The organism is Betaproteobacteria bacterium, from assembly GCA_016720065.1.
Taxonomy (GTDB): Bacteria; Pseudomonadota; Gammaproteobacteria; order Burkholderiales; family Rhodocyclaceae; genus SSSZ01.
In genome coordinates this window covers 14,831-37,156 of the sequence record JADJXY010000001.1, presented here as the reverse complement: position 1 = coordinate 37,156, position 22,326 = coordinate 14,831, and the positions used below count along the sequence as shown (strand labels likewise).

Genomic DNA, 22,326 nt, shown 5'->3' with positions numbered 1-22,326 from the left:
TGGGCGGACTGCGCATCGACAAGTGGTTATGGGCGGCGCGCTTTTACAAGACCCGCAGTCTCGCCACCGATGCCGTCGATGGCGGCAAGGTCCACGTGAACGGCCAGCGAGTGAAACCCGCGCGGGAACTGCGGGTCGGCGACATCCTCACCGTCACTGCCGCGGAATCCTGGGAGCTCACGGTGCGCGCCCTCTCCGACCGCCGCGGCCCGGCCGCGGAAGCCCGGCAGCTCTATGAAGAAGCCCCGGCCAGCCTGGCCGCCCGGCAGGCCGCCCGGGAATCCCGCCGCCTGATCGCGGACCCCGCAGCGGAACGCCACGGACGCCCCACCAAGCGCGACCGCCGCCAGTTGGGGCGTCTCAGCTGAGCACCAACGCCAGCGACAGAGGCAGGAAGATCAGGGCCGCCAGATTGCCCACCAGCACGATGGACGCGACCCGCTGGGGCTCCTGCTTGTAGCGCTCGGCGAAAAGGAAGTTGAGCACCGCCGGCGGCAGGGAACCGAAGACGATGAGCATGGCCGCCTGCTGGCCCTCGATGCCCAGGGCCTGGACGACGCCCCAGGCCACGGCCATGCCCAGCAGGGGCCGGGCGAAGGCCCCCAGCAGCGAGACCTTCCAGTCCCCCAGGGACACATCGGTCATGCGCACGCCCAGGGAAAAGAGGAGCAGTGGTACCGACACGTCCCCCAGCATCTTGATGGCGGTGACGGCCGGCGCCCAGAGCGGAATCTTGAACGCCGCCACCACTAGGCCGGCGAAGGCGGCCGCCACCACCGGCACGCGCCAGAGAGTGAGCAGCCGCGCCCGGGGGTCGAGGAGCCGCGCCCCCAGGGTGAAGTGCAGGGTGTTTTCCACCATGAAGAGGATCACCGCCGCCGCCAGGGCGTTTTCGCCCCAGGCCAGCACAGCCAGCGGCAAGCCGATGTTGCCGGAGTTATTGAACAGCATGGGCGGCACGAAGGTCTTGGCCGGAACATCCAGCAGCCGGGCCACCGGCCAGGCCACGAGTCCGCAAGCGAGCAGGACCAGCAGCGCCGCCAGGGCCAGGGGGCCGAAGGCCGCCAGGTCGAAGGACTTGCCCGCCATGGCGGCAAAGACCAGTGCCGGCACGAAGACGTCCATATTGAGGCGGTTGGCCACCGCCATTTCCGGCTTGTGGCGCCGGGCGTAAAAAAACCCCGCCGCGACGATGCCAAAGATGGGAAAGAGGATGGCGACGATGCGCAGCAGCAGGCCGCCCTCCTCCGTCACAAAACGTACCGGGAAAGATCCTCGTCGCCGGCGAGGTCGCCCAGGCGCCCATCGACGTAGGCCGCGTCCACCTTCACCTCGGTCAATCCCGCCTTCCCCGCCGCGAAAGAAACCTCTTCCAGCAGTTTTTCCATCACCGTGTACAGGCGTCGGGCGCCAATGTTCTCGGTCTTCTCATTCACCTGGAAGGCGATTTCCGCCAGACGCTGAATGCCGCATTGGGCAAAGTCCACCGTCACCCCCTCGGTCGCCAGCAACGCCTGGTACTGACGCGTGAGGCAGGCGTCGGTCTGGGTCAGGATGCGCTCGAAATCGGCCACCGACAGGGAATCCAGCTCGACGCGGATGGGAAAGCGGCCCTGCAATTCGGGAATGAGGTCCGAAGGCTTGGCCAGATGAAAAGCGCCGGACGCGATGAACAGCACGTGATCGGTACGGATCATGCCGTACTTGGTCGATATCGTGGTGCCTTCGACCAGGGGCAGCAGATCCCGCTGCACCCCCTGGCGGGAGACCTCGGCGCCGTGAGCTTCGGAGCGGCTGGCGATCTTGTCGATCTCGTCGAGGAAGACGATACCGTTCTGTTCCACGTTTTTCACCGCCTCCAGCTTGACCTCCTCGTCATTCACCAGACGGGCCGCCTCCTCGTCGACGATCAGCTTGAGCGCCTCCTTGATCTTCAGCTTGCGGCTCTTCTTGCGTCCGCCACCCATGTTCTGGAACATGCCCTGGATCTGTTGGGTCAGTTCTTCCATGCCGGGGGGCGCAAAGATTTCGGCCTGCATGGACGGCGCCGCCACTTCGATGTCGATTTCCTTGTCGTCCAGTTCCCCCTCCCGCAGCCTCTTGCGGAATTTCTGGCGGGTGGCGTTATCCTCCGTCTGCCCGCTACCTTCGGCGAAAAAGCCTGGGCTGCGGGCCGGAGGCAGAAGGGTGTCGAGAATACGATCCTCGGCGGCATTCTCGGCCCGGGCGCGCACGCTCTGCATGGCGCGCTCGCGCTGGCTCTTGATGGCGATCTCCACCAAATCGCGGATGATCGTGTCCACATCCCGCCCGACATAGCCCACTTCGGTGAACTTCGTCGCCTCGATCTTGATGAAGGGAGCGTTGGCCAGGCGGGCCAGGCGCCGGGCAATCTCGGTCTTGCCCACACCGGTGGGGCCGATCATCAGGATGTTCTTCGGCGTGATCTCCTGGCGCAGGGGCTCGGCCACCTGGGAACGGCGCCAGCGATTGCGCAGCGCGATGGCCACCGCCTTCTTGGCCTTGCCCTGGCCGACGATGTGCTTGTCCAGCTCGTGGACGATTTCCTGGGGCGTCATGGTGCTCACTCCAACACCTCCAGGGTGAAGTTGCGGTTGGTGTAGATGCAGAGATCGCCGGCGATCTCCAGGGATTTTGTGACGATCGCGGCGGGATCGAGGTCCGTATTCTCCAGGAGCGCCCGCGCCGCGCTCTGCGCGTAGGCGCCGCCGGAGCCGATGGCCACGATGCCCTGCTCGGGCTCCAGCACGTCGCCGTTGCCGGTGATGATGAGGGAGTTCTGGCTGTCCGCCACCGAGAGCATGGCCTCCAGGCGGCGCAGCATGCGGTCGGTGCGCCAATCCTTGGCCAGTTCGACGGCGGAGCGCAGCAGGTTCCCTTGGTGCTTTTCCAGCTTGGCCTCGAAGCGCTCGAAGAGGGTGAAGGCATCTGCCGTGCCACCGGCGAACCCGGCCAGAATGCGGTTCTGATAGAGGCGGCGCACCTTCCTGGCGGTGGCCTTGACGACGATATTGCCCAGAGTCACCTGACCGTCGCCGCCCATGGCGACGCGGGGGCCCCGGCGCACCGACAGGATCGTGGTGCCGTGATATTGCTCCATGGAGATATTCCTAGTTTTTGGGGACGATGATGCGCGCGACACTCGGCAGATCGACGATGCCCATCAGTTCAGCCACCAGGTGGTGGGGATTGCGAATCAGGACTTCCTTGCCCTGACGCTTGACCGGCTCGAGGATGTTGCGCAGGAGGCCGGCGGAGAAGAAATCGAGGCGCTTCACGGCGGCGAAGTCGATCACCGGCCGCTCGTGCAGATCGATGAAGGCGCGCAGATCGTCGAAACGACAGTTCTTGAGTTCGCCGCTAAGAAAATGGATGTCGCTCGGCGGAATGACGCTGGGCGCCAGCGCAGGGGCAGGTTTGGTCACGGTCTTGAGCACCTCCCAGGAGGGGGGAGACACCTCGAAGGTGACCGCATAATCCACCGCCTTTTCCTCGAAGGAATCCTGGCGGCCCAGATGCTGCAAGAGGTCCAGGAGCAGCAGCCAACTGTCGTGGGATTCGGCCTGACCCACGACCAGGCGTGTTTCGAGCCGCCCGGCGAGTCCCTCCGCCCCGTCCAGGCTCACCGCCACGCCGGTCTTGCGCGCCAGACGGAAGAGTTCGACCAGCCCCCGGGCGGCGTCTTCATCGCAACTGGCCAGCTTGCCCAAATCGACGCGCTGCGCTTCCTTCTTCTGGATGCCCGCCTTGATCTGGGCGAATTCGGGCCCGGCGGCGCCGTTCAGCACGCCTTGCAGAACGATGGCCTTGGGACCGCCGGCCAGCGGAGCCGCCGGCTTGTCGTTCTCGCTGCGCCACGCCGGCGGGGAGGTTTCACAGGCCTGGGAAAATTCTTCGCCCAGGCGCTCGAAGGCCCCCCGGTCGCCCAGCACCTGCATCAGATCGAGGAGCATGCGCCACAGGCGTTCCGCGTTGGCGCCGGTATGGGCTCGGGCTGCGGCCTCCAGAACCGCCCGGGCCGCGGGATCCTGACCGTTGGCGAAGAGCACGGCCGCCTGCTCGATGTCGGCCTGGACCGGATCCATGTCCTGGTCCACCTCGATGGCCATGACGGCCGAATCGGTGAAGTCGAACTGGGAATCGCCGAATTCCAGCACCGGCAGTTCCTTGCGGGGCTCCTCCTTTGCCGCGGGCGCCGCCGGAGCCGGCGCCGAGGCTGCCGGGCCTGCCCCTTGCTGGTCGGCAGCCGGCTCCCAGACCGCCGACTCCTCGGGTGCCGGGGCCGGAGGCGCCTTGGGCCGCGCAGCCTTGCGCTCCGGCATTTTTTCAGCGGGTTTTTTGAAGAAGGAGAAAACCATGGGGGGTCGGACCTCGGGGAAAGGCTGTTTTAGCACGGCGCCGATTGCCGCGCAATGCTGCGTCCGGGTTTTTGCGGGCTAAGACTTTTCCTCCACACTCCCCCGCCGGCCACGGGGAATTCCCGATGCTGCCGCCGCCAGCCCGACGAGCACCAGACACAGGACGGGACCGAAGGGCTGATCGAAGGCCAGTGCCAGGGAGAACGCGAGCACGTAGGCGCCTACCCCCGCGGTCACCGCCAGGACGAGACCCTGTCGCCAGCTCGCCCCCCGGGCAAAGGCCAGCCAGGGGGGAACGAAGGCCAGGGCAAACCCGGCGATCACCCCCAGCGAAAGGGTTGCCGCCGCCAGAGAAGCCACCACCAGCAGATCGAAGCCCAGGTGGATCGCTCGCGCCGAACGGCCGTTCAGGCGGTGATGACGCGGAAAAATCTCGGCCAGCAACAAATCCTTCGACAGGGCGGCGAGAAGAGGCAGAACCAGCGCCCCAACGCCCAGGGTGCCCAGCAGATGAGCCCGCTCGGCAAAATAGAGCTGACCGTCGAACAGGGCATGGCCCAGGCGCTCGGCGAGGGGAAGGTTGGCGGCCAGCAGGACCGCCACAGCCCAGCCCCCCACCAGGTAGAAGGCATAGGTGCTCCCCCTCACCGGCGCATCGCCGGAGCGGCGGCGCAGCAGGACCGCCACCACCGCGGCCGCCATCCCCCCGACGACCAGTGGGATCCCGAGGGCGAGGGCCGCAAGCGACCCGGCAGCGGCAAGATTGCCGTAGGCCAGCGCCGCCAGCCACTCATGGCGCAGGCGCAGGTAGCAGCCCAGCACGGGCAGGAGAACCGCCAGAAGGAGGCCGGTCAGGAAGGGGACGACAAAGAATCCGGCCAGCACGTCGCTCATGGCAGTGCCCCCTCCTGTGCTGCGGCGGCACCCATCCCGCCCGGGAGGGACGGCGGGCGCGGCGTCAGTTCGACGCTCCGCGCGCCCAGGCCGGCGACAAAATCAGCGTCGTGGCTCACCAGCAGGATGCCCGCCCCCGCCGCCGCCCTTTCCCGCAGCACGCCGCTCAGGTGGGCAAGTCCGGCAGCATCGAGGTTGTTGGTCGGTTCATCCAGGAGCAACACATCCGCCGGCGCCATCAGGATGGCCCACAAGGCCAGATACTGGCGCTGCCCGCCGGACAAGCGGTCCAGCCGGCGGTCCAGGCAACGCTCAAGCCAGGGCGGCAGCCCCGCGGGAACCGCCCCGGTGAGCCCCAGGAGATCCCGACCGCACAGGGGCAAACCCTCCAGGGGGGGCATCCCCTGGGTCTGAAAGCCCAGGCGCAGCCCCGGCGCCAGGCTCGGTTCCCCGGAGAAGACATGGCCCTCTCCCGCCAGGGCCGCAAACACGGTGGACTTGCCGGCCCCGTTGGGACCGGCCAGGGCGACGATCTCGCCGCGGCCGACGCTGAAGCTTAGAGGCCCCGCCACCGGCCGCTCCCAACCGACCACCAGGTCGCGCACGGCGAGGAGGTTCACCGCAGCGCTCCCGTCAGGCGGGCCAGGGTGTCGTCGAAGAGACCGAACAGATCCTGAGCGCCTTCCGACCCGCCGACCGTGAAAGGCAGGACCACGGCCGGAATTTTCGCCCGCCCCGCCACCCACAGGCTCGGCCCTTCACCCTGGTAAGCCGCCCGCAGCACCATGCGGGCCGGCTGGGTCTGCTGCCGCGCCAGGAGCTCGGTCAGATGGCCGCTGGAGGGCTCCACCCCCGGCTTGGGCTCCAGGGTGCCGGTCTCGGTCATGCCCAGCCAGGCCAGGAGGTAGCTGAAGGAGCGGTGATGCACCAGGACCGCCACCCCCTTCAGCACCGCCCCCTGCCTCTCCCAGCGGGCCATGGCCGCCTGCCACTTGTCGGCGAAGGCCTGGCCGTTGGCGCGGTAGGCTGCGGCGTTGCCGGGATCGATCTCGGCCAGCCGTACGGCAAGGGCCGCCGCCACTTTGAGCACGTTGCGCGGATCGAGATGGAGATGGGGGTTGCCGGCAGCGTGCACGTCGCCCTGGGCGCGATCCACGCTGGCCGGCACCTCGATGGGCGTCACCCAGCGGACCGCCTCGAAGTAGCCCGGCCTGCCCGGCTGGATGAGGGCATTGCCGCAATCCCGCAGCACCACCGGCAGCCAGCCGACCTCCAGATCGGCGCCGCCGGCCACCACCAGGTGCGCCGAACGGGCCTGAGCCAGCAGCGAGGGCCGCGCCTCGATGCGGTGGGGATCCTGGAGGGCATGGGTGGCGGCGTAAACCTTCACCTTGTCTCCGCCGATCTCGCGGACCAGCGCTGCCCACTCGGGTACGGTGGCGAAGACATTCACCACCGCCCAGGCGGGCACGGCGGCCAGCAAGAAGAAAGTGAAGCCAAAAATGCGTTTCATGGCCGCCTCCTAGAACTTGTGGGCGCCGTGGGCCCCCAGGCTCATGATGTATTGCAGGGTCCACTGGTGGTCGGTCAAGCCCGCCATGGAGCGGTCGTGGGCGTACTGCAGGCGCACGCGGGAGAACTCGCTCCAGCTGTAATCGGCCATGAGGGACGCCCGCTTCGGCTTGTAATCCTCCACCACCAGGTTGGCGGCGTTGCTGCCGAAATCGCGGCGGCCGCTGTCCAGTTGCTCGTAACGCAGGCCGGCCCGCCACTGGGGCGAGAACTGATAGACCCCCTGGGCGTACCAGCCGTTCTGGCGGGTACGGTAGCGGCTGGTCACGCTGTCGCCCGCGGCCAGCGGGTCGCAGGCATTGCCTGCGCCCTCGTCGTCGGAGCAGGTCAGCTCACCCTCCTCCCGGCGCTGGAAGTACTCGGTCTGGAACTTGAAGTTGCGGTACTTGGGATTGCCGTCCGGCGCCCACTTCCAGACCAAGTCGGCCCCCCAGGTGCGGGAGCGCCCGCTGAAGGCGCCGACCGCCTCCAGGCCGCCCAAGTCCTCGAAATGCGCCTCCCGGTCGCGGGCCGCCGTACGCAGGTAGGACACGCCCGCCCGCCAACTGTGGGCGATGCCAACGTCGCCGCCCACATGGGCGAACAGGGCACCGGCCCCGCTGCCGTTCTTGTTGCGGTCGCTCCCCGGAAAGTTGGCGCCGCGGCCGATTTCCGCCCCGAATTCCAGGAAGAAGGGTGCCGGCGCCAGCCACTTGAGCTGCAAGCCGTCCTGGGCATAGCTGCCGTGGCTGCCGAAAAGGGCCTGGTAGATCAGGGGCGCGTCGGCGAAATCCCACTGGTGCGCGTGCTGCTCGTTGAGATAACCGATGCCGGAACGGAAGCGCCCGCCCTTGAGGCCGACGCCGTGGCCGATGGCCAGGGACTGGAACCAGGCCTCCTCCACCTCCACCTCGCCGTCCTGCAGGGCCAGAACCGCCATGCCGCGCCAGTAGGGGTCGACGCTGGCCGACAGCATCAACTCCGTGTGATCCACGGAAAAGCCGCGGCGATTCTCCCCCTCGACGCTGCTCCCCTCGTGCTCGTGCCCACCGGCCGCGAAAAAGCCGGTGATGCCCCGCTCGGGCACGTTCTTCATCTCCTTGTACTTGCCCTGGAGGAAGAGGCCGATCTCCGGATGGAAGTCAGCATGGGCGGGAGCCGGCCGGGCCGCTGCGGCCGAAGAGGCGACGGCGCTCGCCGCCTCCGCCTTGCGCTCGGCGCCGACGGCCTTGGCCTCGGCCTGGGTCAGCTTCTGTTCGAGGGCGGCGATGCGCTGCTCGTAGGTTTTCTTCATCTCGTCGATCTGGGCGCGGATGGCGGCCAGGTCGGCGTCGTTGGCGGCGTGGGCGCCCCCGGCAAAAGCCAGGGCGAGCGCCAGCGCGAGTGTTCGCTGCTGCATGGAAATCTCCTGAAAACGCAAAGGCGGACGCCGCCCCCCGCGGGCGCGGCGCGACAGAAACGGCGTTTCAGGCGAAAGGCGGGGCGCCCTGGCGGGCCGGGGGGGCCGGCAGGAAGGCGCGGCCGGTGACCGGCGTGGCCTCCGGCATGCCTTGCAGCGGGACGATGGGCGGCAGCGCCGCCAGGGAAGGCAGGGCCGACCCGAGGTCGTGGGCGGCCAGACACAACTCGCAGACGTGGGACGGCAGCGGCCCTTCCTCGCCCGCCCCGTGCTCTACGGCATGCGCCCCCGCCGCCACCTGGGCGAAGAAGAGGACGCAGACGAGGAGAAAACGGTGGAGGGCGGTCACGGCGATAGTGTACGGGAGGAAGAGCGCCGCCTCAATCGACTTGCACCAGCAAGCCCTTGAGGTATTCCCCTTCCGGGAAGTTCAAACCGACGGGATGATCCGCCGCCCCCGCCAGCCGGCGCACGATGCGCGCCTCGCGGCCGGCGTCCAGGGCGGCGCCGGCGACGATTTTCTGGAACAGCTCCAGCCCGATGCCGCCGGAGCAGGAATAGCTCATGAGCAGCCCCCCCGGCCGCAACAGGCGGCAGCCCAGCAGGTTGATGTCCTTGTAGGCCCGGGCCGCGCGCTCCGCGTGGGCGGCGGAAGGGGCGAACTTGGGCGGGTCGAGGACGATGAGGTCGAATTGCCGCCCGCCCTTCCTGAAATCCCGCAGGGCCTGGAAGACGTCGGCCTCCAGCCACTCGGTCCGGTCGGCGGGCAAGGCCGGGTTGAGCGCCAGATTGGCCCGGGCCTGGTCCAGGGCGGGACCGGAGGAATCGATGGAGAGCACGCTGGCCGCGCCCCCGGCCAGGGCCTGCAAGGAAAATCCCCCCGTGTAGCAGAAACAGTTGAGGACGTCCTTGCCCGCCGCCATTTGGCCCAGGAGCAGGCGGTTGTCGCGCTGGTCCAGGTAGAAGCCGGTCTTATGGCCGCCGGCGATGTCGACCCCCAGGCGGACACCGTTTTCCAGGATGGCGAGCGGCACGGCCGGCGCCTCGCCATGCACCCAGCCGGTGGTGGGCTCCAGGCCTTCCAGGCCCCGCACGTCGGAATCGGAACGCTCGAAGACCCGGGCGCAGCCGGTGGCCTTGACCAGGGCGGCGACGATGGCGCCGCGCCATTTTTCGGCGCCAGCCGAGGTGAGCTGCACCACCACCGTGTCGCCATAGCGGTCGGCGATGACCCCGGGCAGACCATCGGATTCGCCGTGAATCAGGCGCAGCCCCTCCTGCCCGGCAAGCTCCGGCAGGGCCGCGCGGCGGGCCACGGCGGCGGCGACACGGCGCTTGAAGAAGGCATCGTCGACGGACTCGGCGCCATCGAAGGTCCAGAAACGGGCGCGGATCTGGGATTTCGGGCTGTAGGCGGCGCGGCCCAGGGAGCGGCCGTCGTCGGCCAGCACTTCCACCGTGTCGCCAGGACGGGCCCGGCCTTCCAGCCGGCCGACGGAGCCGGCGAAGAGCCAGGGGTGGCGTTTGAGCGCCGAGCGCTCCTTGCCGGGGAGGAGGATGAGTTGAGCCATGGAGAAAAGACTTTCGCGAAAAGGAAACACCCCGGAGACCCCCACGGGGGCTGCACCGGGAAGGCGGTGCGTCAGGCGGGGATCGCCTCCGCGGCCAGCAGAACGGTCAGCTCATCCACACTGATGGGCTTGGCCAGCAGGAATCCCTGCCCGTAATCACAATCCAGGGCGTAGAGGGTGGAAAGTTCCGCCTCGGTCTCGATCCCTTCCGCAACCACCGGGATCGACAGGGCCCGGGCCATGCGCAGGACGGCATCGACGATGGCCAGACCCTGGCTGCCTTCCCCCATGGCCCGGATCAGGCTGCGGTCGATCTTGAGCTTGGCGTTCTTCATGCCGCACAGGGCGCCCAGGGAACTGTAGCCGGTGCCGAAATCGTCGACGGCCAGGCGATAGCCGCGGGCTTCCAGGCGTTCGACCAGGGCGCGGCCGCCCTGGGCCTCGTTGAGGGAAACACTCTCGGTCAGTTCGAACTCGATCCGGTCCGGAGCCAGGCCTAGACGATCCAGTTCCCGGAAGAAAAGCGCCTCTCCCTCGTTGCGGGCAAACTGCCGAAAGGAGAGATTCACCGCCAAAGGCGGAATGGCAATGCCCTTGGCGGCCAGCCCGACCAGGTCGGCCGCCACCCGGCGCAGGACCGCAAGGCCGATTTCGGGAATGAGCCCGCAGTCCTCCGCCACCGGGATGAATTCCGCCGGGGACACCGGCCCCCGTTGCGGGTGATTCCAGCGCAGCAGGGCCTCGGCGCTGGCCACCCGGCCGGACCTGAGATCGTAGATGGGTTGATAGACCAGCCGGAACTGCTCCCGGGCACAAGCCTCGCGCAGGGCCTGCTCCAGCTCCAGCCGCTGACGGGTCTGCTGCTCGATGACGCTGGAGAAAAACTGGTAGCCGTTCTTGCCCCGCTGCTTGGCGTGGTACATGGCGGCGTCGGCCCGCTGCAGGAGTTCATTGGCCGTCACGCCGTCGGCGGGGGCCAGGGCAACGCCCACACTGGCGCCCACCGTGATCGAGCGCTCGCCGACGCGAATCGGCTGACCCATCAATTCCACCAGCTTGGCGGCAATGCGCCCCACGGCTTCGGCGCTGTCGGGCTGATCCAGGAGGACGACGAACTCGTCGCCGGAAATGCGGGCGACAAAGTCGTTGGCCCGCAGCGAGCGTTCCAGACGCTTGCCCAGATCGATGAGCACCTGGTCCCCCGCCGCGTGGCCGTGGGTGTCGTTGACCTGCTTGAAACCGTCGAAATCGACGAAAAGCACTGCGAATTCGCGTCCGTCCCGGCGCAGGCGGGCCACCGCGGCATCCAGGGCGTCGCGGAAGGAATTGCGGTTGGGCAGGCCGGTCAGGGTGTCGTAGAGGGCCAGATAGGCCATGCGCTCCTCTGCGAACACAACGCTTTGCCGCAGGCGCGCCGAAAAGAAGGCTGCCAGGATGGCGCCTATGCACACCACCGCCAGGCCGGAGCCGAGGAAATAGAGCGTCTGCCGGAAAACCGGCTCCAGGGACGCGCTCATCTCGATGCGCCCCACGGCGCGGCCCTGGAGCTGGATCGCTTCATCCACGGCAATTGCGGGCATGGGCAAGCCGAGCAGCAGCGGCTCCCCGTGCGCCGCGGAATATTGGGCGATGACCCGCCCGCCGGGCAGGACCAGGCGCGCCCGGGTCACCGCCGGCGCCGATTCGCAGGCCGCCAGGATTTCCGCCGCGTCCGCCGCGTTGCCGAAGGCCAGGGCAGCGGTGCTGTTGCTGCCCACCACCCGGGCCAGGGAGAGCAGTCCCCGCTCCGCCGCCGCCTGCCAGATGAAATGCTGGATCACCGCCAGAACCCCCACCAGACACAGGGTCACCCCGGTGCTGATGACGATTTCGCGAATGCGGCGGCGCTTTCCTCCCCGCAACTCAATCCTCCTTCACGTAGCGCGCGAGACGCAGCACCTTGGCGCTGACCGACATGCCGGCGCGGCGCAGGGCGCCCAGTCCGATGTCGAAAGCGACACGCTTGCCGTCCTGCACCACATTGACCATTACCCCCTGCTCCACCAGACCGTGGCCGCTGGACAGGGTAAGCAGCCCGGCCTCGCGGCCGGCACGGGGGGCGGCAATGCCCGCCGCAGGCAGGTAGACCGCCTGGCAGCCGGTCAGTTGCCCGGACGCCACGGTACGCACCCGGACCTTCCCCGCCCCCAGGGGCTGGCCCTCCAGGGTGCCGAGTCCCGCCGCCAGTTCATCCCCCTCCACCACACAGAAGTGAAAATCCTTGGCCCCTGCGCTCCCCTCCGGCCATTGCACGAACTGGACGATGTTGTAGAGCACCGCCACCCGCAGGGCCACGTCCCCCGCCGGCTGAGCCCGCGCCGGCCCCACCGGGCCGCACACGGCAAGGCAGAGGAGCAGGGTACAGACGGTGCGCGGCGTCCCCATGGTCGATGGCTCAGAAATGCCCCAGCCACTGGAGGAAGGCCTGCCGTCCTACCTGGGGCATGGCGTCGATGGGTGCGTAATAGCCCGGCGTGGGATCGCGATGGCGCCGATTGCCCAGGTCGGTGACCCCCAGGCGCACTTCCGCCTCCGCCCCCAGGCGGCGGTTCACGGTCAGGTTGACCAGGCCGTAGCCTCCCACGTCGCCCAGCTGGGTGCGCCGCCGGCCGGTGCCCAGGAATTCGACCCCCACGTCCCAGCCCGCCAGGGCAGGAAAATAGGCCTGCACTTTGGCCAGGTTGCGGGGGGAGTTGGTCAGCCAGCGCCTGTCCTCATCCCGGGCCTCCTGGTGGGTGAGGCTGCTTTTGAGGCGCAGGCCAGCCTCGTTGCGGTACTCGGCCTCGATCTCGCCCCCCACCACATGGATGTTGCCACCGTTCACGTAGCGGGAAAGGCCGTCGGCAGGGTCGATCCGCTGCTCCAGGGCGCCTTCCAGGTCGTAATGGAAGAGGCTCGCCCCCAGCCGGAATTCGCGCCCCAGGAAATGTTCCAGCGCCAGTTCCTGGGTGGTGATGCGTTCCGGCTTCGCCCCCGGGGAGGGCTTCTGGGTGACGTTACCGTCCCCGTAGAAGCGCTCGTACTGATTGGGTGCGCGGAAGGCGCGGCCGTAGAGCAGCTTGATCGCCGTCGCCCCGTCGGGCCGGTAGATGGCCGCCAGCCGCGGCGACCACTCGCCGGAAAAGTCGCTCACCTTGTCGAAGCGCAGGCCGGCGTTGAACAGCCAGCGTTCGGAAAGGCGCCATTCGTCCTGCGCGTAGGCGCCCGCCGTATTGGCGGCGCGGCGTACGTCGAGGTAGGTGAAGGCCGGGTTGAGGTCCGCATTGCCCTGATCGAGGCGCCAGTTGCGCCGCACTTCCACCCCGCCGACCACGACATGGTTGGCCAGGCCCCGATAGGTCAGGCGATACTCGCCCCCCGCCACCTGGGCCTGGGCCCGGTCGCGATTCACATAATTCGGCGTGCCGGCAAACGGCCAGTCGGCGCGGTAACGATAGTGGTTGGCGTATAGCCGCACCAGGCGGCTCAGGGTTTCGCCGGGCATGGATTCGTAGGCCGCTTCGACAAAGGCCTGCTCGTCCATGCCTTCCGAAGCCACACCGAAGCGGGTGCCGTAGGGCGCCGCCGGATTGTCCTTGGTCCGCCGGTTGAAGCCCGCCGAGAGGCGCAGCCCCCCGGCCGTGAATTTGGCGAAGAACTTGGCGTAGCGGTCTCCATCCAGGCGACTGGCGCTGGCCCCGTACTCGTCGAAGCGCAGACTACCGCCCCCGTCGTCGGCGAGACTCGCGTAGAAGACCACATCCTGCCCGCCGGCCAGGGTGCGCCCGAAGGCCAGGCTGGAGCGCCGGCTGCGGCGGGTACCGATCTCCACCCGCGGCTCCCAGCCGTCGATCTCGGCCCCGCTGCGGGTGACCAGATTGACCACGCCGAACAGGCCATTGCCCCCGTAGAGGGAAGAAGTGGGCCCGGCGAAATACTCGACCCGCTTCAGGATCGGGGTATCGAGAATGGCCTCGCTGCCCACCTGGGCCTGGTCGTAGATGCCGTCGTTGAGGCGCAGGCCGTCCACCAGCAGGAGGACGCGGCTGCCGTAGTCATCCGGCCGGTTGAAGCCCCGCACCCCGAGAAAGCTGTAGGAATGGTCCTGTGTCACGTCGATGCCGGGCAAGCCCCGCAGGGCGTCCGCCACCGTGCGGTAACCGAAGGCGCGCATGTCGTCACGCTCCACCACGCGCACCAGGGCCGGCGCATCCAGGGTGGTCTGGGGAAACTTGGAAACCGAGGACACCTCCAGCTTGAGGAGGCTCTCCAGCGGCAGATGCAGGGTATCCAGGGTGGCGAGTTCCTGCGCCGCCGCGGGCAGGCCCGTCATCATCCCCAAGCCCAGCCAAAGGCCGGCGCCCCGGCGTCTCGTTCTTGTCCGCATCTTCTGCCCCTGTTGCCGGCTGCCAGCGCGGCGCCAGCCGCTCTCTCCGCGCTGGCCCCGCCGCCTGGCGCAATCCCGGATTCCCGGTGGTGTGCGGCAATTTTTCCACCATCCGCCCGGGCCTGCACGGAATTTTTCGCCGCCGCCGCGCCGACGAAAAAAAACCGGCCCCTTGCGGCGGCCGGTTTCTGGCGGAAAGCTCCGGGCTTAACCCAGGGCCTTGCGATTGCGCTGGTGGCACTCCGCGGCGTACATGACCTTGAACAGGGTCTTGCCGGTGCCCTTGAACAGGCGCTTGGTGGATTTGGAAACGCAACGGCGCTCCAGGGAAGAACGGCGGTTACGGTTGATGGCCATGACTAACTCCTTGATTTGGGGAATTTTTCGAAACGGCGGATGTTAGCCCCAAACCCGGGGCCGGGTCAATGTTTGCCGGTGCGGCTTCGGTCCCAACCGGGGCTCACCCCGGCCGGCCCGCCACGCAGAAGCCTCGGATGCCTTGCGCCAATTGCGCCAGGGTCTCGACCATGGGCATGCCGTAGTAGCGACACACCATGTCCACATTGCCTTTGCGCCAGTAGCCCGGCGGGCAGCACACCAGGGCCTTGCCCGTACGCGCGGCCAGACCCAGCTCCAGCAGGCTGATGGGCGCCTGGGAAGTCGGCGCGAAGTAGAAGACGATGAGGCCCGCGGCTTCCATGGCGTCCAGCTCCCACTCCACCTGCTGCGCAAAAGGGGGCGACACCACATCCGCCGGCCAACTGGAATCCCAATTTTCCCGGCGCGGGTTGAACAGAACGCCCTCGGTGCCGGCCAGCGCTTGCGCCAGCGCGGATTGCCAGTCTTCGGACGTCCCCATGTCGATCGACCCCGCCAGAAACACGCTGCGCTCGGCAGGCAAGGTCGTGAGGGCTTCAGGGGATCGGATTACGCGCAAGGGACTCCCGCCGCGGTGATGCCACTTTGGTGAAGAACCACTCCTGGCCCACGCAAAATGCGCGATCCCTGCTTGTCCTGAGGGACCCAGAAGTGAAACGCCCAACCGAGAGGGGTTGGGCGTTAAATTTTGGTGGTGGAGTTTAACAGGAAACGAAACCCACGTCTCCGCTGAGCCTCAGACCCGGTCGGAAGGGCCGCCATATGCGCGCGATTCCGGGGAAGGATTCCGCGCCCCCGCACATGCCCACGGCCGGAAGTTCAGAGAGGTCAAATGGCACGCGCAGCCGTCGCCTGTGCCGGGCGCTTTCGGGCCTGCAACTTGGCTTTCGTCGCATTCGCCGCCGTAATGCCCGGCACGAACGACGAAAGGAGCGCCATGTTGACCGAACCCGCCTTCACCGAAACCGAACTCGCGCTGCGCTGGAACATCAGCCCCAAGACCCTGCAACGCCGGCACTGCCCGGCATCGAGAAATGGGCGTAAATGGGTGTCGGAATGGCGCATACCAGCCGCCGCGTGGCCGGTCAGCCACGTTCCGTTTCATCGGCAAAGTCTTACATTAGACGAATAAACGGAACATACTTCCCCTATGCTTGCCGACACCCACACCCAGCGCGTCCTCGATCTGGCCAGCCAGAAGGGGCTGCTGTACGGCACGGCCAAGACGGTCGTGGACTGCTTCAAGCACCGCAACAAGATCGGTCTGGACGTGGCGCTGGAGGCGCTGAAAGATGCTTGGAGGGCGCGCAAGGCGTCGGCAGACGATCTGTGGCGATACGCCAAGGTTTGCCGGGTCGCCAATGTGATGCGCCCCTATATGGAAGTGGTCGCCCATGAGTAATCGCGCGACCTCGCTCCCATGAGCGCCTGATCGCGCGCGTGCTCAGCCTTTTTCAATATTCCGTTTTCACCAACGAACCAAAGCCCCCGAAGCACTGGAAGCCATTTTTGTTCTTGTGGGATGGCAATGTTGCGTCATAGGTTTTCCGGCGGAATTGCTTCCCACAACTCGGACACTTGAACACATAGGTGGGCCCAGTCTGCCCGGTCAGCGTTTTTGTGGCTCTGCCAGCCGAGACCCTTGGTCGCGAGTTGATCGATTGTCTTGGTGCGGCAAGGCGTTGAACCGGCGGTGCCGCCAATGGCCCGGTCGGGGTCAGCTCGATCTGGTACCGGGGGGTGAATGGCGTTCTGCTGACCTCGACACCTTGAATCCGATCCACCCGGTAAGTTCTGGATTCCCCGGTTTCATGCTTGACGGCACAAAGCAGCAGATTTCCGTCCATGCTGCGGCGAAGCGAGTACGGCTCGATCAGTCGCCAAGAGTCCTGATAGCGCAAATTGACGCACAGTCGGTTGGCGGCAGCGAATCTCACGGACTCCAGCGGAATTGCTGTGCGCCATGAATAAACCATCGCCGGCGGTTGCCATGCGCTGTCCAACGAGCCAACGATTGGCGCCGATCCCAGTGAGGGCTTTTCTGCTTCACCATAGAGCCAGCGAAAAACGTTCGGAATCTCGTTCCAGAACTGCTCGAGGTCGGGCAAGACAGGCAACTGATGGGCGAGCATGTCCTCCCACTCGGCGGCCAGCTTGATCTTGGCATCCTCACGCTGCAGGCTTTCGATGGTCGGGACAGGGATGCCCTTGAACGCGCATTTTTCCTGCAGCGTTTTCAGGACCACACCCCGGTCAGGTTGAATCTCATCATGCCGGTACAGATGCACGACATCGTAGAGATCACGCGGGCGCTCCCGCTCGGCCAAAGCTCGCATCTTCTCGGCAAAAACCTCCTCGAAGCAGTAGCTCAAGACATGGATGCCATCATCGGGACAGTCGCTGTAGGGGTGATGCACCACCCTTTTCTGTGGCGGCAGAACGAGTTTCTCCTTGCTGGTCAGGTCGAACTTGATTCGCGCCAAGTTGCGCTTCTGCATGAGGGGGCCGACGTAATAGACGCGCCCCTCCGCGTACCGACCGCCGTCGAGCACTGACAACTTGAACCGAATCTGCTCTCCAGGAATCTCGATGCCGCTCTGCTCATAGACCCATTCCGCCATTTGACGGAATGCCTGCAGCAGGTACTCCTCGTCGAGTTGTGCTTCCTCCGTCACCGTGAAATCGAGGTCCTCGGAAAACCGGTACGTCTCAAAGTAGCATTTCTTCAAGCACGTTCCGCCCTTGAAGACCCAGTTTTCCGAAAGCTGAGGATTCGCGGCAATGCCGGCCAGCAGCCAACCGAGGACGTAGTCCTTTTCGACGACGTGCAGATCCAGCGAAAGCTCGCGCGCCAGTTCCGAGATTTCCTGCTTTTCGATCACTTCACACCCGCCTTCCAGTCGCGGGGCACCCAGAGCCGCCACCGCATCACCAACGCCTCGGCAGGCATTTTGGGATCGATGCGTGCGTTGCCCATCGTCAGATGGCGCTGGCATCGCTCGATTGCCTCGGCCTCCTGCGGAGCGTTCGCTTCCAACAGAAACCCCAGGCGTTTGAATACTGCGCCGTTACCCAGACGCTCGGCATACTCCATCAACTGGTCGAGGTTCTTGGCATCGGAACCGAGGTAGTTTCTGAACATATCCTGGACGGAGCGAATGCCACCGCCAAGCTGGGGATCGGACAACATGTCCAGCATGGTTCTGCTGGGGTCGGAAACGGAGACTTTCACCGAGCCGCGCCAAACCGTCTTCAGGCCGAACATTTTTTCCGGGGCAATGGTGGAGAGCCAAAATGCCGCCCCTTTGAGCGTGGGCTTTCTGTTCCGTGGACGCGTCGTGGTCATCACCACCGTTGTCCGAAAAATCTGTTCGGTCAGATCCCAATGCTCAGCCGCACTCCAGCCGCCGATGTAGCACGGCGAATAGAGACTGACGGCGACCAGCCAGGAATCTTCGAGTGGCAAATCAGACCGCTCGGCCTCCAACGGCACGGGCACGTAAAGCCCTCGGGCGACCCGCGACAACCAGCCCTTCTTGCACCACCGTGCCAGCAACTTCGATGCGTCAGCCTGGTCAAGCCCCATGACCCTCGCGGCTTGCTCATTGGTGATCGTTCCCTTTGTGCCGCGCATGACGGCGGACAAGCGCTCGCGGTCAAGCTTGCCTAGACCAGACAGGTGATGGCTTACGTTCCCCATGGCGCATTTACTCTCATATCGTGCGAATTATGGCGCTCACCGTGTACTTAGTCAATCTGTAGCAGTGCCATTGTTCGCTCAATATACGAATATCTGCGCTTTTAATATACTTCCACAGCTCAGCTCTGCCTCAGCACGCCCGCAAACGCCAGTGGCAGCGGGTCAATCCGGTCTGATCCCGACTACCAGATCAGTTGGAGGGGCTAGCTGGCCGCCGCCGCCAGCCAGATCAATTACCGTTGTTCCATCGTTGTTCAGAAAATGATTGACAGTTTGATTTGCCGTGCCTAAGATGCGCAACGGAACAACAACTGAACAACGGAGGGAGTCATGGAGAAGCGATATGTCGCCACCCTGAGCCGGTCGCAGGGTCGCAGCGCGTGGGCTGTTATCTTTCGGCATCCGATAAGGGTCGACCCGAATACCGGGAGAAATGGCCTCCGAGTGCGGCAGGGACTTGGAACTTCCGATGATGCCGAAGCCAATGATCTGAAGGAACAGCTTAATCAACTCCTGGGCGACGAATCCTATTGGAGCCTGCCGGCAAAGGCAGAGGCTGAAAAGCGGTTCCACCGCCGGGTCGTAGAGATCTTTTATCACGGCATGGAACCGGAGGAGCGCGACTTTGGCGCCATTCGTGAGTCGATCATTCCTCTGCCGACATCGGAGGACTCCGACTATCGGCGAGCATTGCTCCTCGGAACGACGGGCGCCGGCAAGACGACGCTGCTGCGGCAACTGATCGGCACGGACCCCGAGACCGAGCGCTTTCCGTCGACCTCGACGGCGAAAACCACCGTGCATGAGACCGAGGTCGTACTTGCGCACGGCCCGTACAAGGCGGTGGTCACCTTCTTTCCCATCGACGAAGTCCGCGAGCATCTGAATGAGTGCATCTCGGAGGCCGTTTTGTCCGCATACCGGGGAGACGGTGACGGCGAAGTGCTGCGCAAGTTGTTGATGCACGTGAACCAACGGTTCCGCTTCAACTACGTGCTTGGCAATGGACCTCTGGCCGCGCACACCGACGACGACGATGACGAGGACGCCGCCGCTGAGCCGACTGAGGAGGCTGCCGCTGACGACGCGATTGATCTCGAATCCTCCAATGCGTTGTTGTCCGAGACGCTGTCCGCGCTGCACACCATCGCGGCCCGTCACGGCGACCAACTCAAGACCGAACTTGGTGCCATCGACGAGAGGGATCAGCGAGTCGTCGACGAGTTATTCGAGGAGGAACTTGACCGCCGGCTTCGGGAAGATGACGAGTTCCACCGTGTCAGCGACGAACTCATGGACGAAATCGAACTTCGCTTCTCGCTGCTGGCCGATGGTACGGTGCGCCGCAACAAGCAGGGCTGGCCGCAGTCGTGGTCATGGGAGACGGATGACCGCGCGACGTTCGTCAAGACGGTCACGCGCTTCTCCAGCAACCACTCCCCTCGCTTCGGACGTCTGCTGACGCCGCTGGTGAATGGCGTCCGCGTGTCAGGCGCGTTCCTGCCCGCATGGAGCGGCGGGCAGCAGCCAAAACTTGTGCTTCTCGATGGTGAGGGACTTGGCCATACGCCCAAATCGGTCGCGGCCATCTCGACCTCGCTGACCCGGCGCATCGAGTCGACTGACGCCATCGTGCTCGTCGACAACGCTGTTCAGCCGATGCAGGCCGCACCGGTAGCTGCCATGAAGGAGATGATCACCTCTGGCAGCGCCAGCAAACTGCTACTCGTGTTCACCCACTTCGACGAAGTCAAGGGCGACAACCTGCCCAACGCAGACGCCAAGGAGCGGCACGTCCTGGATTCCGCCGAGAACGTCTTGGCTTCGATCGGCGAGGAACTCGGTCCGTTCGCGGAGCGCGCCCTTCGCTGGCGTTTGAACGAGGCGTGCTTTTTCGTCGGCGGGATCGATGAGGATCTGGATGCCACGAAGAAGGCTCAGAAGCGGACCATCGGCCAGTTGCAGGCGCTGCTGGCCGCCATCGACACCATCGTGGAGACGCCAGCGCCAGTCCTCGCGAAGCCGGTGTATGACCGGATGAATCTCGTTCTGGCCGTTAAGAACGCGGCCGAAAGCTTCCACGATGCGTGGTGGCCACGGCTAGGCCTCACGTGCAAGCCAGGTGTCGGGAAGGAACATTGGAAGCGCATTTGGGCGTTGAGCCGCCGCCTCAGCACGCCAGGACTCAGCGACGAGTACGACAACCTCAAGCCGGTAGCGGACCTTCGTAAACAGATCCAGGATCGCCTGTACATCCTGTTGCAAAACCCACTGCGCTGGGACCCCATCGAACCTACGGACGATACCCACAAACAGCAGGTTTTTGACGGGGTTGCCAATACGCTTTCGGCCAAGATTCTCGATCTTGCAACCCGCCGGGTGCGCGCAGAGCGCATGCCGGAGTGGCAATCGGCATTTAACCAGTCAGGCCGGGGCTCTAGCTATGCGCGTGCCTCAATCATCGGCGAGCGGATCTATGACCGTGCCGCCCCCATTCCGGACGTGACGCCCTCGCCAGATCGGAACTCCTTTCTGCACGAAGTTGCTGCTGTCGTCGAAGGTGTTTGCCAAGAGATGGGGGCGACCCTTAGCTAACGCCCGCGCATCAACGACTGCCGAGCCGTATCGTTTGCGGGTCGCCACAAACCCGGCAAATTCCGGCTCGAAACCCGCATGAGTGGGCGACGCTGCCGGATATCAGTGGCACACCGATCCGGTACACCGACGGTCAGTCCAAGGTGTTCGAGGCGTTGTGGTCGGTCAAGGGCGAAGCCACAACGGCGGAACGGATCATGCGGCGCGCGGACCTGGACAGCGCCAAGCCGAGCGACATGTTCAAGATCAAGGCGAAGGACAAGGGCAAACCAGAGCCTGCGGCACAGCACGCGGCCTACGGTGCGCTCGTGATCACGCAGCAACGTGCAGGGTGGTACTCGATGCCATGCGCAGCGGGCGCGTTGGCGTGATCCCAACGATCTCATGAAACCAGACGTCAAGAAAAGAAATCTTCATGACATAGGCCCAGTACCCGATGCGCCCAGGCTCGCGCTGACTTCCAGAGCCCGCACTTTTTTCATCTCTTGGAGTATTTGAAATGACCGGAAAGAACCAATGGGTTGTACCCGTCAATGGCGGCGATCAGTGGGGCGTGCGCGGAGAAGGCAACGACCGCATCACATCCATCCATGACACGCAGCAAGAGGCGATTGACCGCGCGCGGGGCATCGCCATCAACCAACAGAGTGAGTTGTTCATCCAAAGACGAGACGGGCAGATCCGTGAGCGCAACAGCTACGGCAACGACCCGTACCCGCCCAAGGGATGACTCTGAGGCTGGCCTCGCCACCTTGCAGGTTGATGCACGACTCTGCTGGTGCAAACAGGCAAGCAAACCGCTCCCGATGGCACGCGCACAAGTGTTTGATGAACAACACTGACTACGTGTGCCACGGCTTCGAGGTTGGCGCAGGTTTCGAGAGAAGAGAGGGCGGAACAGGGGCGAACCGGGTGAGTTATGGCGCTCGGGCAACGGACCGGCGGCACTCGCAGAACGGCCCGGAACCCCGCACCGTCTGCGGAACCCGGATACGAAAACGCCCAACCGAGAGGGGTTGGGCGTTAAATTTTGGTGGAGGAAATGCCCGCGCCACGGCTGCGGGCCTACCCAACGTACACCGTCATCGCGGAAAAGCTCCACGCCATCGCATTGCTGGGCATGACCAACAGCCGCCTGAAGGACTACTTCGATCTGTCGGTGCTGTTGGAACGAGAAACTCTGGACACTGCTCTGCTGGCCCAAGCGATCAAGGCCACGTTCGAAAGACGGGGCATGGCGGTTCCTGACGCGCTGCCAGTCGGCCTGACGGACGAGTTTGCGCACGACGCTTCGCGCCAGGCGCTGTGGCTGGCATTTCTCAAGAAGAACGAACTTCCGCCAGAACCCTTGCCCGCCATCGTTGGCCGCTTGAGCGTGGCATTGGCACCCGCGTTGAACACCGTCGCTCGTTGAATATCCCTTCATAGGGCAGCCGCTTCGCGCCCTTCGCCAC

At 65.5% G+C, this 22,326-nt stretch carries 22 protein-coding genes and 2 pseudogenes; 6 read left to right on the top strand and 18 right to left on the bottom strand.

The annotated features are described in order from the left end of the window. The first annotated feature begins 8 nt into the window (after positions 1–8). Positions 9–368 carry an RNA-binding S4 domain-containing protein gene (locus tag IPM73_00185; protein ID MBK8916516.1) on the top strand — a complete coding sequence of 120 codons (360 nt, stop codon included), beginning with the start codon at positions 9–11 and terminating at the stop codon, positions 366–368. Here IPM73_00185 and IPM73_00180 read toward each other — a convergent pair. The 16 genes from IPM73_00180 to IPM73_00105 form a co-directional block, all read right to left on the bottom strand. Next, complete coding sequence (locus tag IPM73_00180) at positions 361–1,236, bottom strand: AEC family transporter (GenBank protein MBK8916515.1); 876 nt, start codon at positions 1,234–1,236, stop codon at positions 361–363. The genes IPM73_00185 and IPM73_00180 overlap by 8 nt on opposite strands. 14 nt (positions 1,237–1,250) lie before the next feature. Then, on the bottom strand, positions 1,251–2,588 hold the full coding sequence (gene hslU, locus IPM73_00175) for an ATP-dependent protease ATPase subunit HslU (GenBank protein ID MBK8916514.1): 1,338 nt from the start codon (positions 2,586–2,588) through the stop codon (positions 1,251–1,253). Beyond that, entirely contained in the window at positions 2,585–3,121 is a 537-nt protein-coding gene (hslV, locus tag IPM73_00170) for an ATP-dependent protease subunit HslV (GenBank protein ID MBK8916513.1), read from the bottom strand. The genes hslU and hslV overlap by 4 nt, the downstream gene beginning before the upstream one ends. 10 nt (positions 3,122–3,131) lie before the next feature. After that, the gene (locus IPM73_00165; GenBank protein MBK8916512.1) at positions 3,132–4,343 is read right to left on the bottom strand and encodes an anti-sigma factor antagonist; all 1,212 of its coding nucleotides are present in this window, start codon (positions 4,341–4,343) and stop codon (positions 3,132–3,134) included. A 114-nt stretch (positions 4,344–4,457) separates the two neighbouring features. Further along, the gene (locus IPM73_00160; GenBank protein MBK8916511.1) at positions 4,458–5,273 is read right to left on the bottom strand and encodes a metal ABC transporter permease; all 816 of its coding nucleotides are present in this window, start codon (positions 5,271–5,273) and stop codon (positions 4,458–4,460) included. Then, on the bottom strand, positions 5,270–5,893 hold the full coding sequence (locus IPM73_00155; protein ID MBK8916510.1) for an ATP-binding cassette domain-containing protein: 624 nt from the start codon (positions 5,891–5,893) through the stop codon (positions 5,270–5,272). Before IPM73_00155 ends, IPM73_00160 begins: the two co-directional genes overlap by 4 nt. Next, a complete protein-coding gene (locus IPM73_00150; GenBank protein ID MBK8916509.1) occupies positions 5,890–6,786 on the bottom strand; it encodes a zinc ABC transporter substrate-binding protein in 897 nt (298 codons plus the stop codon). Before IPM73_00150 ends, IPM73_00155 begins: the two co-directional genes overlap by 4 nt. 9 nt (positions 6,787–6,795) lie before the next feature. Beyond that, positions 6,796–8,223 carry a TonB-dependent receptor gene (locus tag IPM73_00145; protein MBK8916508.1) on the bottom strand — a complete coding sequence of 476 codons (1,428 nt, stop codon included), beginning with the start codon at positions 8,221–8,223 and terminating at the stop codon, positions 6,796–6,798. A gap of 67 nt (positions 8,224–8,290) precedes the next feature. Continuing rightward, a complete protein-coding gene (locus tag IPM73_00140; GenBank protein MBK8916507.1) occupies positions 8,291–8,572 on the bottom strand; it encodes a hypothetical protein in 282 nt (93 codons plus the stop codon). Positions 8,573–8,603: 31 nt separating this feature from the next. Next, on the bottom strand, positions 8,604–9,794 hold the full coding sequence (locus tag IPM73_00135) for a class I SAM-dependent methyltransferase (protein MBK8916506.1): 1,191 nt from the start codon (positions 9,792–9,794) through the stop codon (positions 8,604–8,606). Positions 9,795–9,865: 71 nt separating this feature from the next. Continuing rightward, positions 9,866–11,695, bottom strand: a complete 1,830-nt coding sequence (locus IPM73_00130; GenBank protein ID MBK8916505.1) for an EAL domain-containing protein — start codon at positions 11,693–11,695, stop codon at positions 9,866–9,868. 1 nt (position 11,696) lies between these two features. Further along, the gene (locus IPM73_00125) at positions 11,697–12,218 is read right to left on the bottom strand and encodes a YfiR family protein (protein ID MBK8916504.1); all 522 of its coding nucleotides are present in this window, start codon (positions 12,216–12,218) and stop codon (positions 11,697–11,699) included. Between the two features lie 10 nt (positions 12,219–12,228). After that, entirely contained in the window at positions 12,229–14,148 is a 1,920-nt protein-coding gene (locus tag IPM73_00120; protein MBK8916503.1) for a TonB-dependent receptor, read from the bottom strand. A 258-nt stretch (positions 14,149–14,406) separates the two neighbouring features. Beyond that, positions 14,407–14,556, bottom strand: coding sequence for a hypothetical protein (locus IPM73_00115; GenBank protein MBK8916502.1), 150 nt, complete (start codon positions 14,554–14,556; stop codon positions 14,407–14,409). 103 nt (positions 14,557–14,659) lie between these two features. Further along, a complete protein-coding gene (locus tag IPM73_00110; protein ID MBK8916501.1) occupies positions 14,660–15,136 on the bottom strand; it encodes a nucleoside 2-deoxyribosyltransferase domain-containing protein in 477 nt (158 codons plus the stop codon). A 269-nt stretch (positions 15,137–15,405) separates the two neighbouring features. Next, complete coding sequence (locus IPM73_00105) at positions 15,406–15,642, bottom strand: hypothetical protein (GenBank protein MBK8916500.1); 237 nt, start codon at positions 15,640–15,642, stop codon at positions 15,406–15,408. A 142-nt stretch (positions 15,643–15,784) separates the two neighbouring features. Here IPM73_00105 and IPM73_00100 point away from each other — a divergent pair. After that, positions 15,785–15,979 (top strand): annotated as a pseudogene (locus IPM73_00100) (hypothetical protein). Positions 15,980–16,031: 52 nt separating this feature from the next. Here IPM73_00100 and IPM73_00095 read toward each other — a convergent pair. Together IPM73_00095 and IPM73_00090 are read right to left on the bottom strand one after the other, a co-directional pair. After that, a complete protein-coding gene (locus IPM73_00095; GenBank protein ID MBK8916499.1) occupies positions 16,032–17,459 on the bottom strand; it encodes a nucleotidyl transferase AbiEii/AbiGii toxin family protein in 1,428 nt (475 codons plus the stop codon). Next, positions 17,456–18,277, bottom strand: a complete 822-nt coding sequence (locus IPM73_00090) for a type IV toxin-antitoxin system AbiEi family antitoxin domain-containing protein (protein MBK8916498.1) — start codon at positions 18,275–18,277, stop codon at positions 17,456–17,458. Before IPM73_00090 ends, IPM73_00095 begins: the two co-directional genes overlap by 4 nt. 330 nt (positions 18,278–18,607) lie before the next feature. Here IPM73_00090 and IPM73_00085 point away from each other — a divergent pair, with 330 nt between their 5' ends. From IPM73_00085 to IPM73_00070, 4 genes and pseudogenes are all read left to right on the top strand, one after another. Next, positions 18,608–20,872, top strand: coding sequence for a GTPase domain-containing protein (locus tag IPM73_00085; GenBank protein MBK8916497.1), 2,265 nt, complete (start codon positions 18,608–18,610; stop codon positions 20,870–20,872). 92 nt (positions 20,873–20,964) lie between these two features. Further along, entirely contained in the window at positions 20,965–21,243 is a 279-nt protein-coding gene (locus IPM73_00080; protein MBK8916496.1) for a hypothetical protein, read from the top strand. Between the two features lie 128 nt (positions 21,244–21,371). Further along, positions 21,372–21,602, top strand: coding sequence for a DUF2188 domain-containing protein (locus IPM73_00075; protein MBK8916495.1), 231 nt, complete (start codon positions 21,372–21,374; stop codon positions 21,600–21,602). A 297-nt stretch (positions 21,603–21,899) separates the two neighbouring features. Further along, a pseudogene (locus IPM73_00070) lies at positions 21,900–22,286 on the top strand (nucleotidyl transferase AbiEii/AbiGii toxin family protein). The last annotated feature ends 40 nt before the right edge of the window (positions 22,287–22,326 follow it).